Annotated in this window: 15 protein-coding genes; 9 read left to right on the forward strand and 6 right to left on the reverse strand. The window is 46.1% G+C overall.

Annotation, left to right across the window (positions count from 1 at the left end):
* Positions 1-72 precede the first annotated feature (72 nt).
* From B3K42_RS08030 to B3K42_RS08045, 4 genes are read left to right on the forward strand one after another with little or no spacing between them, the layout of a single operon-like run.
* Positions 73-1,584, forward strand: coding sequence for an ABC transporter ATP-binding protein (locus B3K42_RS08030; protein ID WP_110990111.1), 1,512 nt, complete (start codon positions 73-75; stop codon positions 1,582-1,584).
* Positions 1,581-2,615 carry an ABC transporter permease gene (locus tag B3K42_RS08035; protein ID WP_258367182.1) on the forward strand — a complete coding sequence of 345 codons (1,035 nt, stop codon included), beginning with the start codon at positions 1,581-1,583 and terminating at the stop codon, positions 2,613-2,615. Before B3K42_RS08030 ends, B3K42_RS08035 begins: the two co-directional genes overlap by 4 nt.
* Positions 2,608-3,495, forward strand: coding sequence for an ABC transporter permease (locus B3K42_RS08040; RefSeq protein WP_110990112.1), 888 nt, complete (start codon positions 2,608-2,610; stop codon positions 3,493-3,495). The genes B3K42_RS08035 and B3K42_RS08040 overlap by 8 nt, the downstream gene beginning before the upstream one ends.
* A 38-nt stretch (positions 3,496-3,533) precedes the next feature.
* On the forward strand, positions 3,534-5,042 hold the full coding sequence (locus B3K42_RS08045; protein ID WP_258367183.1) for a carboxypeptidase M32: 1,509 nt from the start codon (positions 3,534-3,536) through the stop codon (positions 5,040-5,042).
* Positions 5,043-5,048: 6 nt separating this feature from the next.
* Here the strand turns inward: B3K42_RS08045 and B3K42_RS08050 are convergent, their stop codons facing one another.
* The 6 genes from B3K42_RS08050 to B3K42_RS08075 all read right to left on the reverse strand — a co-directional run bounded on the left by B3K42_RS08050 (position 5,049) and on the right by B3K42_RS08075 (position 8,258).
* Complete coding sequence (locus tag B3K42_RS08050; protein ID WP_110990114.1) at positions 5,049-5,501, reverse strand: DNA polymerase IV (family X)-like protein; 453 nt, start codon at positions 5,499-5,501, stop codon at positions 5,049-5,051.
* Positions 5,502-5,676: 175 nt separating this feature from the next.
* Positions 5,677-5,997 carry a NifB/NifX family molybdenum-iron cluster-binding protein gene (locus B3K42_RS08055; protein WP_110990115.1) on the reverse strand — a complete coding sequence of 107 codons (321 nt, stop codon included), beginning with the start codon at positions 5,995-5,997 and terminating at the stop codon, positions 5,677-5,679.
* Positions 5,997-6,875: an ATP-binding protein gene (locus B3K42_RS08060; RefSeq protein ID WP_110990116.1), complete on the reverse strand. Its 879-nt coding sequence runs from the start codon at positions 6,873-6,875 to the stop codon at positions 5,997-5,999. The genes B3K42_RS08055 and B3K42_RS08060 overlap by 1 nt, the downstream gene beginning before the upstream one ends.
* Positions 6,875-7,726: an ATP-binding protein gene (locus tag B3K42_RS08065; protein WP_110990117.1), complete on the reverse strand. Its 852-nt coding sequence runs from the start codon at positions 7,724-7,726 to the stop codon at positions 6,875-6,877. The genes B3K42_RS08060 and B3K42_RS08065 overlap by 1 nt, the downstream gene beginning before the upstream one ends.
* A gap of 3 nt (positions 7,727-7,729) precedes the next feature.
* Entirely contained in the window at positions 7,730-7,954 is a 225-nt protein-coding gene (locus tag B3K42_RS08070) for a DUF5320 domain-containing protein (RefSeq protein WP_110990118.1), read from the reverse strand.
* A 4-nt stretch (positions 7,955-7,958) separates the two neighbouring features.
* Entirely contained in the window at positions 7,959-8,258 is a 300-nt protein-coding gene (locus B3K42_RS08075) for a DUF5320 domain-containing protein (protein WP_110990119.1), read from the reverse strand.
* A gap of 124 nt (positions 8,259-8,382) precedes the next feature.
* On the opposite strand from B3K42_RS08075, the gene B3K42_RS08080 reads away from it, so the two are divergent.
* The 5 genes from B3K42_RS08080 to B3K42_RS08100 all read left to right on the forward strand — a co-directional run bounded on the left by B3K42_RS08080 (position 8,383) and on the right by B3K42_RS08100 (position 13,284).
* A complete protein-coding gene (locus tag B3K42_RS08080; RefSeq protein ID WP_110990120.1) occupies positions 8,383-8,979 on the forward strand; it encodes a class I SAM-dependent methyltransferase in 597 nt (198 codons plus the stop codon).
* A 100-nt stretch (positions 8,980-9,079) separates the two neighbouring features.
* Positions 9,080-10,012, forward strand: coding sequence for a carbohydrate ABC transporter permease (locus B3K42_RS08085; protein WP_110990121.1), 933 nt, complete (start codon positions 9,080-9,082; stop codon positions 10,010-10,012).
* Positions 10,005-10,826 (forward strand): carbohydrate ABC transporter permease, encoded by an 822-nt coding sequence (locus B3K42_RS08090; protein WP_110990122.1) that lies wholly within the window; start codon positions 10,005-10,007, stop codon positions 10,824-10,826. The genes B3K42_RS08085 and B3K42_RS08090 overlap by 8 nt, the downstream gene beginning before the upstream one ends.
* Positions 10,827-10,842: 16 nt before the next feature.
* The gene (locus B3K42_RS08095; protein WP_110990123.1) at positions 10,843-12,087 is read left to right on the forward strand and encodes an ABC transporter substrate-binding protein; all 1,245 of its coding nucleotides are present in this window, start codon (positions 10,843-10,845) and stop codon (positions 12,085-12,087) included.
* A gap of 9 nt (positions 12,088-12,096) precedes the next feature.
* Complete coding sequence (locus B3K42_RS08100) at positions 12,097-13,284, forward strand: hypothetical protein (RefSeq protein WP_110990124.1); 1,188 nt, start codon at positions 12,097-12,099, stop codon at positions 13,282-13,284.
* Positions 13,285-13,388: the final 104 nt, after the last annotated feature.

Genomic DNA, 13,388 nt, shown 5'->3' on the forward strand with positions numbered 1-13,388 from the left:
GTTGCGCTTTCCGCTTTTCTTTTGGAATGGTAACATTATAGAGGACTGAAACTCTATCATCTGGGGGCAGAATTGTCGAAGCCGGTTTTGGAAATAACGAATCTTAGTAAGACATATAGTATAAGCGGAACGAGAGCCCTTGACGGAGCAACTCTCTCATTTTACTCAGGAGAGATCGCCTCTCTTCTTGGAGAGAATGCAGCGGGCAAGACTACGCTTATGAAAACCATTGTTGGAATTGAAAAGCCCAACAGTGGTTCTATGTTATTTAGAGGTGAAAAGTATCTTCCGTCGGGCCCTTCTTACGCGTTAGAAAAGGGTATAGGAATGGTCCCTCAGAGCCTGAAAGTGATTCCCCAGCTAACTGTATTTGAGAATCTGTTGCTGGGTCTAAAGATGAATTTGCCTGGAGGGGCAATCAAGCACTTCAAAGAAGAAATTGAAAAGGTTATGCAGCGTTATCGCCTGCAGCTTCCTCTAGATAAGAAGGTTGAATTGCTTTCGACGGGGCAGCGGCAAAAGCTGGAAGTGCTGAGAATACTCCAGAATTCACCGGAGATAATCATATTCGACGAGCCTACAACTCTTATTTCCGAAACCGAGAAGGAAGAGCTTTTCGAGGCTTTCAGGAGGTTGAAGGCCGAAGGAAAGACTGTAGTGTTTATCACTCACAAGCTGCGCGAAGCCTATTGCGTTTCAGATCGAATATACGTGATTCGATCCGGAGTAATCATTGGCCGCTACAGAAGAGATGAGACTTCGGTAGAAGAGCTTCACGATCTAGTTTCTGGAGAAGAGATTAGTCAAGATAGGGTTCAACTGTCGTCGGTCGGAGAAACAGTACTGCGAGTCGAGGAATTGAGTATCGAAGGTTCTATAGAGGGGGGAGAAGCTGTAAAGGGAACATCCTTCGAAGCAAGGAGGGGCGAGCTTCTCGCGATTTCGGGTGTAGCCGGAAATGGTCAGGAAGAGCTCCTGGAGGGAATATTCGGGATGAGAAAGATTCTTTCGGGAAAGGTTCTTCTCGATGGAAAGGATGTCACCAACATGCGTCCCCGTAATCTCAGAAAGCTGGGGCTGGCAGCTCTGCCTTCGGACAGAGACGGCACGGCAAGCTGTAAAACCGCATCAATAAAGGATAATCTCGTTATTCACAAAGTTACTGACGGTGGCTGGATTGTTGATGATAGGAGGCTAGACGCCTTTGCCAGAAGTCTTCTAAGCTATTACGGCGTTGTATATGGCAGTATCTTTGACCCGGCTTTTTCTCTATCTGGAGGTAATCTCCAGAAGTTGCTGCTTTCAAGAGAGATCAGTTCTGAACCCAAAGTGCTTTTGCTTGGAGAACCCTCCAGAGGTCTTGATGTTAAGCATCTTCACATACTGCGCACAGTTTTAGCGAGTATAAAAGAAGAGATGGCGGTCATCGTTTTTACAGCAGATCTTGAAGAAGCCCTCAGAGTCGGTGACAGGATCATAATTATGTCTGAAGGAAGGATCGTCTTTAATAACGTCAACAGACCTGGATTGAGTAAACATATGATAGGCAAACTAATACTGAAGGCAACGGGAGAGAGGCAGTGATTAGGCGATCTTGGATGGATGGCAGATCATTTCTTGTCATGGCGCTCGCTTTGGCTGCCGGGCTCGTTCTAGTGCTTCTTATGAGTGAAGGACCCTTGAATGCGACTAGAGCGTTCTTTCTATCCGTCTTTTCTAATCGCTTCTATTTTGGCAATCTTCTGGCCTATTCGATCCCTCTAATTCTAACCGGACTGGCTGCATCTATAGCCTTCACCTCCTCATGCTTCAATCTCGGTATGGAAGGGCAGGTATATCTTGGAGCTCTTACCGGAACGGCAACCGGCATTCTTTTGGCCGGAAGAGTATCTGGAGCTGCGGGAATTGTCTTGATGATTATAGTCAGTTTTTTTTCCGGTGCGACAGCTGCGGGTATCTCTGCGTTGCTGAAGACCCGGTTAGGTGTGAATGAGCTGATCTCTTCGCTCTTGCTGAGTAACGGACTGGTACTGGTAGTAGATTACTTCATTGAGGGCCCTCTTAATGATCGTCCTTCCGGCCTTGCAGCTACAGTCAGTCTGCCCGATGAGTTTAGATTTGAAGGTTTGATGTCGCCTTCGAGTCTCCATTCGGGAATTATTTTCTCCATAGCTGCAGCCGTAATTCTCTGGTTTTTTTTATTTAGAACAAGAGAGGGATTCAAAATGAGAATCGCTGGAAAAAACCGGAGGTTCGCCTATTATTCTGGTGTTGACACAAAGAAAGTCATCTTCTGGTCTCTCTTTCTTAGCGGAGGGCTTGCATCTACTGCAGGAATCATTGATGTCATAGGCATTCACGGCAGAGTGATGAGGGGTTTTTCAAGCGGATATGGCTGGAATGGAATTGCGATTGCCCTTATTGCAAGAAATCATCCGCTGATGGTTGTTCCTGCTGCTCTGTTCTTCGCATATCTAGAAAGCGGAGCGCAAATCGCTTCGCTTGAGGCAAATGTTACGCCTGAAGTTGCCAAGATTGTTCAGGCCGTTATCTTTTTTCTGGTGACGGCGGAAGCTCTCATCCCCAAGCTTTTCTGGAGAAAGAAATATGCTTGAAGCGATAATTCGGGATACAGTGAAGAACTCTACGCCGCTTATTCTTGCGGCCACTGGCGGTCTGCTTACAGAAGTTTCCGGCTGGCTGAACATCGGGTTAGAAGGCAGCATTCTTTCTGGTGCTTTCTTTGCTGTTGTTGTCTCGTCGGTAACCGGAAGCATACTTCTGGGTACTCTGGCTTCAGTCATTGTGGCGGTGATTCTTTCCACCATTGTATTCTTGACCGTAAGATTTCTGAAGGCCAATCTTTACGTAGTTGGGATAGCTGCGAATCTCCTGTCAGTCGGCCTGACTGTTACGCTGACAGATTTATGGTTCAAAAGCAAAGGGACCGTAGTCTTCAGTGGTTCACCGAGACCTGGAGTCCTTTCGATCGATTTTCTCAATGGAACAGTACTTAGTTGGATGAATGGACTTAGCCCATTTGATCTAGTCGCCTTCGTTACTCCATTCCTCATTGCTTATCTCTTCAAGAAGACGGTTGTCGGTGTGAAACTAAGGGCTTGTGGGTATGATGACGAAAGTGCTTTCTACAGCGGCGTTAAGGTTAATCAGATCAGGTTCATGGCATACTTTGGAAGCGGAGTCTTTGCCGGACTTGCTGGCTCGGCGCTATCTCTTCCGCTTGGGGCTTTCGTATCAAATATGTCCGGTGGAAGAGGCTGGCTGGCACTTGTAGCAGTCATCATGGGAAGGAAGAACCCGGTACTAGTATTTTTATCTGCAATCATGCTGGGCTTTATCACCGAGTTATCGATCTTTCTACAGGTTGCAACAGAAGTCTCTCCAAAGTTGCTACTTTCACTGCCTTACTTCGTCTCTTTCGTGATTCTCGCACTATCTCGCAGTGGAAACAGCAAGAAAAGACTTCCGGATTAGCCAAGTAAATGCGTGATATAATTCATCGAATTGGAGGTGTGGCTTTGAAACTTATAGATCAGCTTAATTCGAAATACTCCGAGATATCTTATCTTCATAGCGCAGCAGCGCTCATGGTATGGGACATGAGAACATACATCCCCTTGAAGGGGGCAGAGATAAGGGCGGAGACTCTTGGATATATCTCGACTCTCGCATTCAGAAAGTCCGTTTCTGAAGAAGTAGGAGCTTTGCTTAGCCAGCTCAACGAGAACAAAGTCCAAGAGGAACTAACTGAAGACGAGAAGGCGATGGTCATGGTAGCAACGAAGTCCTATAGAAGAGCAAAGGCAATTCCACCTGAGCTTTATCAGAAGTACTCTGTCCTAACATCGAAAAGTGAAAGAGTGTGGGAAAAGGCTCGGAAAGAAGACGATTTCAACAGTCTGGAGCCATATCTGGAGGAAATCGTTGAACTGTCCAGAGAAATGGCCCGATTGTACGGATTTGAAGAGAATCCGTATGATGCCCTTCTCGAGGGCTTTGAAGAGGGTATGACAGCCACAAAACTGCGGAAAATCATTGAGCCGTTGAAATCGGAGCTCATACCTTTCATAAAGAAGATTATGGAAGAGGGCGAATTACCGAATACCTCCGTTCTTGAGGGAAGATTCAACAGAAGGGCTCAGGAGAAACTTAGTAGAAAGGCTCTCAAACTCATAGGATACGACTTCGATGCCGGGAGGCTTGACGAAACGGTCCATCCCTTCACAATCGGCATAGGGGTAAACGATGTCAGGGTAACGACTAAATACACATCCGGCCAATTAACTCCTTCTCTTTTTGGATCGATACATGAGGGGGGTCACGCGATCTATGAACAGGGGTTGCCTATTTCACTCAGAGAGACCCCGCTTTACGGTGCGTGTTCTCTAGGTATTCATGAATCTCAATCGAGAATGATGGAGAACATGGTTGGCAGAAGCAAGGAATTTCTGTCGTTCTTCTACCCACAGATACAGAAGGCTTATCCATCGAATTTCAAGAACGTTTCGCTAGGTGAATTCTATAGATCAGTAAATAACGTAAAGCCGTCTCTGATTAGAATAGAGGCCGATGAAGTAACATACAACCTGCATATTATGATTAGGTTTGAGCTGGAAGAAGCTCTTATCAAAGGAGACCTTCGAGTTTCTGATCTCCCGAAAGCGTGGAATGCAAAGATGAAAGAGCATCTCGGAATTGAACCTGATACTGACAGCGACGGAGTGCTCCAGGATGTCCACTGGCCATCCGGAATGATCGGGTATTTCCCATCGTATATGTTGGGAAACCTGTATGCTGCACAGATGTATTCGAAAGCAAGCCAGGATATCCCGGGACTTGACAAGAGGATAGAAATGGGAGATGTTCTGTCTCTTGTCGACTGGTTAAGAAAGAACATTCATAGCATGGGAAGGCGGTACGAGCCCGAGAAACTTCTGAAAGCAGCCACCGGGAAGGAGCTGGATCCCTCATATTTCCTTAGGTATGTCAAGGAGAAGTACTCGAGCATTTACCAGATATAGTCTTCATCAGGTTTGAACTTCCAGAAGAAGAGCCTCGATTTTGGAGAGCCTGTCTTGAGATAGCTTCAGGTTCTCCTTTCTAGTTACAAGGAAGTCTACGATTTCCAACGGTTCTTCAAGACCCATGTCCTTCCAAATGAAGGAAATCACCTCGGGGTCAATAAGATCGTGAAAAGCAAGCAAATAGATAGCGGCTGGCATCTTGTTCTTCAGTTCGGAAGTCTTCTTTATTTCGCCACTCTCCAGAAACTCGAGGGACTTCTCTTTTACGGCCTTCCCTATGCCCTTGATCGACGAAATGCCAGCAATATCGTCACTAGTAAGCTGGCCCGAAGGCAAATTTGATCTGATGACTCTTGCTGCAAAGTCATAGGTTCTTACCTTGAATGGATTGTCCCTGTTGACCTTGAGAAGTCTTGAGAGCAAGTCAAATTGCATTGCCAGTTCCTCTTTTCTCACCGGTATCACCTCTCAGTGTATTTTACACCGTTGAGAACCGGCAAGGAAATAAAATGCTCGGAATTCTCTTCCACTCCATGAGAGATGCATTTGTTTGTCCAGACACAATTCAGGCAGACAAAAAACCTCTACGATTGGCATAGAGATCGGGATATCAGAGGACAGGCCCGCGAATTTATTTCTTCCTTTTGCTAAGAACAGCTTCAATGTTCTCCTTTGCCGTGCCGACAAAGGCTTCATAAAAGGCCATGCCTGCAGCTTCTATCGCTTGAATGGCGTTGCCTCCAAGATGAAAGGCAATTATTGTGTCTATGCCTTGCTTTGTGAGCATGTTTACTGCCATGGGTCCGGCACCGTGCGCCACACTGTTGTCTGGTTCTACATATTCTTCGCTTCCCGTTTCTGGGTCATAGATCAGAAAGAACTTTGCTCTGGCAAATCTATCGTCTGGAATACTATTCATAGTTTTTTCTTTCACTGGGATAGCAATTTTCATTATTCTTCTACACCTCCGAAAATTTTTCGTTTCAACCTCAGGGCAATTCGCTTTATTGCTTGCGCTGCCACAGAATCATCCATTGCAACAACCGGTTTCCCAATAATAGTCGCTTTCTCTACCTGCTCGTCAAAGGGAATCTTGCCCAGGAGCTCTATTCCGTTAGCTCCACACCAGGACTCTATGAAGGCGCTCTTGGAAGTATTTAAATCCCATTTGTTTATCACTATTCCGAAATCTCTCTTGAAATGTCTTATAGTCTCCACAATCCTTGCTAGATCGTGGTTTCCCGATACAGTCGGTTCGGCAACTGCGAGCACGTAGGTTGCCCCCGTAATCGATGAAGTTGCGGGGCACCCTATTCCTGGGGCACCATCTATTATGATTATTTCCTTTTTCCCCTTCTCCGCGACATTAATTGCCAGTTTTCTGACCTCTGCCACCAACCCTCCAGAAGTCTCTTCCCCCGGAGTCAATAAGGCGTGAACAAGAGGAATTTCGTTCGACTGAGATAAGAAGTAATCTCCGGACTTATTGTCTTTAAGCGAAATTGCGTTCGCCGGACAGATTGCCACACACATGCCGCATCCCTCACATGCGTAGGGATCGATTGAGTAGGGACCTCCCCTGATAATCGCATCGAATCTGCAGAATTTCTCGCAGAGTCCGCATGATATGCATTGATCGGAAATTTCGGCCTTTTTACCACCATAATACTCAAATTTCTCGATCAGCTTATTCTCGAGAATGAGGTGAAGGTTTGGTGCGTCTACGTCACAATCGGCCATCACTATTGAATCAAACAGAGAGGAAAGCGATCCTGCAAGTGTTGTCTTTCCAGTTCCGCCCTTTCCGCTTACTATGGCAAGTTGGAACATCATGACACCCCCGATAAAGAGATGATCTTCTCCGCCAGTTTCTTGAACCGTATCTTCCATGATGGCGAAGTTTCAGTGAAGAGCTTGCCTTCTGAATAGGCTTCGGCTATGCTGCGGTCAAAAGGTATTCTTTCGAGGACAACAAGGTTTTCTTCGCCGGCATATTCATCTATCATTGTGTAGGAACCTGTATCTCTGTTGATTACGATACCGAAAGGAATCCCCATCTCTCTTACAATTTGAACTGCAAGTTTCAAATCATGAAGACCAAATGGAGTGGGTTCGGTTACCAGTATCGCGAAATCCACTTTTCTTAGTGTCTCTACCACAGAACACGACGTTCCCGGGGGAGAATCGATAATGACGACCTTATCTCGATCGATATTCTCTTTGAGTTTTCTGATAACCCTTACAGGGGACGGTTCTCCAATTTCCAGTATTCCCATTCCAAAAGCAGTCTTGTCGTCTATTCTGCCTGTTTTAACTTTTCCAATGACTTTCGGCCTCTCGCTAATTGCCTTCTCGGGACAGACAAAAGTGCACAAACCGCAGCCATGACACAAGGATTCGAAGACCATGACACCCGTATCAAAAACGGAAAGCGCCCCAAACTGGCAGGCTTCGGCGCATTTGCGGCAACGAGTGCACTTCTCCTTATCTATCACGGGAAGCATCAGCTCAATTTCCTCTTCATGCTCAATCTTTGGATCAAAAAACAGATGTACATCGGGTTCTTCAGCATCTGCGTCCAGAAGTTGAACATCAAAATCCTCAGATATGGCGCTAGCGAGGTTTGTGGCAAGGGTGGTCTTTCCTGTGCCACCCTTGCCACTTAGTACGGCAATAACCAAGGCCTACCACCATCTCCTGAAGCGATAACCCATGCCTCTTCCGGCTCCAAATCCTCCCCCAAATCCCATCCTTCTTCCGAAAAACAGTCTTCTCCTCGGATAGAGGCGGTAGGAGTAGTTCCTTACCGGCGTTTGCCTCGATACTTGATCATCGGGAGCACAGTTTCCCATGCCCCAGCCAGTCATTGGTCCATAACCCTCGGGTCCAGTTCCATCTCTCCACGGCATATTCTCACTCCTCTTCTTCATTACTGCTTGTGTTTTCAAGCGTTTCCAGTCTCTTCTCTACTTCCTTGAGCTCTTCGCCGATCATCTCGAGCTCTCTCTTAAGCATCGCTTGATACTCCTTTAGTTCCTGACTTTCCATTTCGGGGGAAATCTCCTGATCATAGGCATATGGCCCGTAATAATCGAAACCTCTTCCGGGTGCAAATCCTCTACCATATCCCATTCCTCTTCCGTATCCAGGGCCATATCCGAAGTATCTACAGGAACCGTCTCTAAACCTCATAGGACCAGATCCAAATGGCATATAATCACCTCCTATATATGCACTAATCATATATATTATACTAATTGAAATTGACAATGTCAAGAGAAATCTGGCTTTACCGAATTCTGCGGAATTTCTGATAGTATCTAAGTGAGGAGGATAGATGGGAAACAAAGCACATGTCTTGCTGTTTTCACTAATAGCTCCGTTTTATAACGTTGCTTTCAAGTCGCAGCTGAAGAATTATCGAAGCCTTTTGAAAGAACATCGGTCTCTAATTGGCAAGGATATCGAAAGCGTCCTCGATATCGGTTGTGGAACTGGTGCTCTTGCTAAAGCATTCGACGAACTGGGATACAGAGTAACGGCTGTGGATGCTGCGACTTCAATGGTAGCGATCGCGAGGCATAATCTTAAGGAAAGCGGAGTCACAGTAGTTCAAGGCGATTTTTTCGAGAAACTCCCCTTTGAAGACAATAGTTTTGATCTTCTCGTAGCATCGTATGTTGTACACGGTCATAAGATTGACGGCAGAGAGAAGTTCTATAAAGAGAGTCGTAGAATCTGTAGGAAAGAGGTTCTGATTCACGAGTTCTTTCCGAATAGAAATCCCTTAGTCTATGTTGTCGAGTTCTTCGAGAGAAGTGATTACAGAAACTTCGTTCCGAAAGCCTTCGAAGAGCTTAAAGAGAATTTTCCCGTTGTAAAAGGCGTTAGACTTTCCTCTACGACAGGGTGGTATCTATGTCGGTGCGACTAGGCTCTTAGGTAGTTGGGTCTTCAAGATTGTGAAGTTAGCAGGCGTTCAAGGAAAGGCTGGTGTTTCAATATTTGAACAAGGTCATTCTAGGGGTCTACAGATGAAGAAAGCTATTCCTTACATATTTATTGCACCTGCAGCTGCGATAATCGGTTTCTTTTTTCTATATCCATTGATATACTCATTTGCCATCAGCCTGTTTGAGTGGGATCTATCACCCACCATGACCTTCGTTGGTTTCAGGAATTACGCTCAGATCTTGTCATCTGGCGAATTCTGGGACTCAATGTTATACACCGCTTACTACATTCTTGGCGTTCTTCCTTTTTCGCTCCTTATCGGTTTTCTTTTCGCTAATCTTCTGAACGATTCGACTATGAAGGGAATCGGGTTCTTCAGAATGATCTATTTCCTTCCGGTTGTTACATCGCCTATTGCAGCCGGTATGGGATTCAGCTTTCTCTTTAGCACTGAACTCGGGTATGTTAATCACATAATCGGGTCGTTTGGAGGGGAGTATGTGAACTGGTTGACGAACCCTGAGGGGATTGTTCAAATCCTGTTCAACTGGACTGGAATTCAGCTTCCGAAGGTATTGCAGGGTCCTAGCGTGGCGCTGTTCGTGATAATACTAATGGGGATCTGGCAGAATATTGGATACGCAATGGTCGTTTATCTTGCAGGCCTTCAGAATATCCCACCGACTTACTATGAAGCTGCCGCGCTGAGCGGGGCAAACAAGTTCCAGATGTTGAGAAAGATCACTGTACCTCTTCTTTCGCCGACCACTTTCTTTCTGTTGATAATGTTCAGCATTAGTTCCTTTCAAGTCTTTGGTCCAATAATGGTCATGACTCCCGATGGAGGGCCGCTTAACACAACCTCGGTCGTTGTCTTTCGGCTTTATCGAGAGGCCTTCTCTTATTACAGGTTTGGTTACGCAGCAGCTATGGCCTTTGTTCTATTCCTATTCGTGATCTCTCTTACTGCCTTTCAGGTGAAAACTATCGAGAGGACGGTACATTATGACTAAAAGGATTGGGAGAGTTTTCAAGTACGCGATACTTATAGCCGGTGCCGTTGTGATGATCTTTCCCTTTTTCTGGTCTTTCATGACATCCTTCAAGGATTTGAGAGAAATTCTCAGAGACCCCTTTTCTCTAATCCCAAGGGGATTTACTCTGAAAAATTATGTCAGTGTCTTCACGAAGGTTCCATTCGCCAGATACCTTTTGAATAGCACAATTGTGGCGCTGGCTACTACTGTTTTGCAACTTGTGACGGCTTCTCTGGCAGCCTTTGCATTTGCCAGGATGAGATTCAGGGGCAGAGAAGTGATATTCTATGTCTTTCTGGCAACTATGATGATTCCCCAGCAAGTTGTGATGATTCCTCAGTATCTCGTAGTAATGAGACTCAATATGGACAACTCCTATTTAGGGTTGATTTTGCCTCACGCGGCCACCGCAATTTCGATATTCTTTCTCAGGCAGTTCTTCTTGACAATTCCGAGAGATCTTGAGGACGCCGCCACGATCGATGGTTGCGGCCCGCTCAGGACTCTGTTCAATGTATTTCTTCCTTTGACCAAGCCGGCCATAGCTACCATTGCCGTCTTCTCTTTTATGTGGTCGTGGAATAACTACTTCTGGCCTTTGCTTGTCATAAGTGAACCGGAAATGAGAACCGTCCAGCTAGGTCTGGCGATGTTCAAGTCAGAGGGTGGAATCCAGTGGGGGGAGTTTATGGCTGCGACAGTCGTAGCCACGCTACCGATCATGATTGCTTATTTCGTTGCCCAGAAACAGTTTGTCAAGGGGATAACCCTTACGGGATTAAAAGGATAAAGAAAAGGAGGAAAAGATGAAAAGAATAACGACGGTACTTTTGCTGTTAATCCTGGCAGTTGCTGGCCTCGGGTCTGTAACTCTCACATTCTGGCATTCGATGTCGGATTATCAGAAGCCGATCATCGACAAGCTTGTTGCCGATTTCAACAAGGCTCACAAAGACATCACGGTAAGGGCTATATTTCAGGGATCCTACGATGATACTGTTACAAAGCTAAAGACGGCTCTGCTCACCGGAAAGGGTCCGGATGTTGCTCAGGTCAACATAGAGCACATTCAGATCTTTTCCAAGGATGGTTCCTTACAGGATCTTACTGATCTGATCGCCGGCGACTCTTCTTTGAGTGCGGAGGACTTTGTCGATAGTTTCTGGCAGGCGATAATTCGTGACGGCAAACCTTACGCTCTTCCCTTCAACATAAGTGCTCTTATGCTGTTTTACAACAAGGACCATTTCAGGGCAGCGGGGCTTGATCCAGACAGACCACCTCAAAACTGGGAGGAACTCGAGGAGTACGCCAGAAAACTCACAATAAGAAAATCTCTGGATTCCAGACCTTCTCAGTATGGCCTTTTATGGGGTGTAGACACCATGTTCTATCAGTTTGAGCCTCTTGTTTGGCAGAACGGTGGAGAGATCTTCAATGAGCAAATGACCGAGTGTATTATTAATTCTCCCGAGGGAATCGAGGCTCTGGAAACGTGGAGGCGATGGTTTGTCGATGGTTTGTCTCCGGTAGACTTAACTATTGATGAAGGTATACAGTCCTTCACAATGGGGAGAATCTCGATGGGTCCGATGACAAGTGGAGGAATCCGGTACGCTCTCGAGAACATACCCTGGAGTCTGGGAGTGGCCCCTCTTCCTGAAGGCAAGCAGAAAACCACGACACTTGGAGGAGGCTCTCTTGCCATTATGGCCGGACTCTCAGAAGAGAAGCGTCAGGCCGCCTGGACGTTCATCAAATGGATGGTTTCAGAGAAGAACACTTTGTTCTGGTACGAGGGAACGGGATACATGCCGGTTCTGAAGTCTGCAATGAGTTCTCTCGAGATACAGCTGATCTGGCAGCGTTTTCCGCAGTTAAAGGCTCCTATAGACTCGATAGAATTTGCCAGACCCAGGCCGGTTCACACAAATATCATTGAGATCAGGAATATTCTTTACAATGCTGTTGAGCAGGTAAGAAAAGGGGTTGCAGAGCCAAAACCGGCTTTCGATATTGCGGTGGCGAAAGTCAACGAGTTGCTCGAGTGAGGTGATGAGATGAAGCGAATACTTCTGTCGGTAATATTCATATTCTTTTCTTTGACGGTTTTTGCTAACAAAATCGTGGAAATTGAAGTAACAGGTGTTGAAAAGACAATTCCACAAGTGGTGATCAATATTTCCGGGCTCAAGATCGGTGAAGAACTGGATATCGAGAGAGTTTACAGGGCCAAGAGAAATCTGGAAGAGTGCGGTCTCTTTACAGATGTCTATCTTCAGCTTGGAGATGTCGGCGGCGATTACAAACTGGTGATTTCTGTTCAGGAGAGTTCTTCCTTCTATCCGTATTTTGGCGAGTATCTGACATTGGGAGCGGGAGATCGAAACCTTCTGGGTTCTGGGGTGAACGTCTATGGAGGGATCCGGTTTCTTAGGTTCACAGAGAAAAAGTTGCTTGGCTTTCTGCCCCAACCCGAGTTCTTCTGGGGAGGGCTGAGATTTGGCGCTAGCACCTTTAGCGTCCTTGGAACAGGTATCAATCCCTTCGTTGAAGTGACTCTGTTTAAAGAGGTTCCGTGGCAAGCCGATACTATGCTTTCTTTGAATTCTGTAGATCTGGGTGCGACCTATCCCTTTGGAGAGTATATTGCCGGAATTTCCTATACATACGAAAATGCGTCATTTGAGGCCACGCCTTCGAATAACTACTCGGTTTCGATACTTACTGGAGCCTTTTCTTTTGGCGACGAAGATAACTACCAGGAAAAAAGAGGAAACTTATTTGGAAAAACGACTCTCTCCTACGGATTTGGAGACGGAATAAATTATCTTCAGCAGAAGGCATCGGTAAATTACTGGTACAGGATCATTGGAAGGATATATATCGAGAGTGCGACGAGAGCAGGCGTGACTTATTTCGGAGATGCGCCGGTAACCAGGCGTTTCTACCTGGGAGGAAGTACCGATCTAAAGGGCTGGAACCCCTATGCATTTAATCCCAGATTCTATGCGCTGGAAATACTTCAGGCAGGAGTCCCTCTTAATGAGAGCTTCGCTGTTGCTCCTTCCGATGATATGAGCACTTTCATTCCCAAGCTCTACTTGATGGCGGCCGCCGGTGACAACGCCACTCTCGGTCTTTCGATAGGAATAGGTTTCGAGTGGAGAACACCACTGGGAGTTGGAGTGGAGCCTCAGGTGTTCTTCGGGGGAAATGGTTTCAAATTCTACTTCGAACTCAGGTAACTTCCTGACGGACTTTGCAACAAAATCAATCGCTCTTTCTCACCAGCGCACAACGAGAGAATCGGCCGGGAAAAGAACGGCCGGTTCTCTTGTCACCTCATAAT

The organism is Mesotoga sp. UBA6090, assembly GCF_002435945.1.
Lineage (GTDB): Bacteria > Thermotogota > Thermotogae > Petrotogales > Kosmotogaceae > Mesotoga.

Coding starts and splice junctions, on each gene's coding strand:
- B3K42_RS08040 (WP_110990112.1), top strand. CDS start 2,608: ATGCTTGAAGCGATAATTCGGGATACAGTGAAGAACTCTACGCCGCTT.
- B3K42_RS08055 (WP_110990115.1), bottom strand. CDS start 5,997: ATGAAAATTGCTATCCCAGTGAAAGAAAAAACTATGAATAGTATTCCA.
- B3K42_RS08060 (WP_110990116.1), bottom strand. CDS start 6,875: ATGTTCCAACTTGCCATAGTAAGCGGAAAGGGCGGAACTGGAAAGACA.
- B3K42_RS08070 (WP_110990118.1), bottom strand. CDS start 7,954: ATGCCGTGGAGAGATGGAACTGGACCCGAGGGTTATGGACCAATGACT.
- B3K42_RS08075 (WP_110990119.1), bottom strand. CDS start 8,258: ATGCCATTTGGATCTGGTCCTATGAGGTTTAGAGACGGTTCCTGTAGA.
- B3K42_RS08080 (WP_110990120.1), top strand. CDS start 8,383: ATGGGAAACAAAGCACATGTCTTGCTGTTTTCACTAATAGCTCCGTTT.
- B3K42_RS08085 (WP_110990121.1), top strand. CDS start 9,080: ATGAAGAAAGCTATTCCTTACATATTTATTGCACCTGCAGCTGCGATA.
- B3K42_RS08090 (WP_110990122.1), top strand. CDS start 10,005: ATGACTAAAAGGATTGGGAGAGTTTTCAAGTACGCGATACTTATAGCC.
- B3K42_RS08095 (WP_110990123.1), top strand. CDS start 10,843: ATGAAAAGAATAACGACGGTACTTTTGCTGTTAATCCTGGCAGTTGCT.
- B3K42_RS08100 (WP_110990124.1), top strand. CDS start 12,097: ATGAAGCGAATACTTCTGTCGGTAATATTCATATTCTTTTCTTTGACG.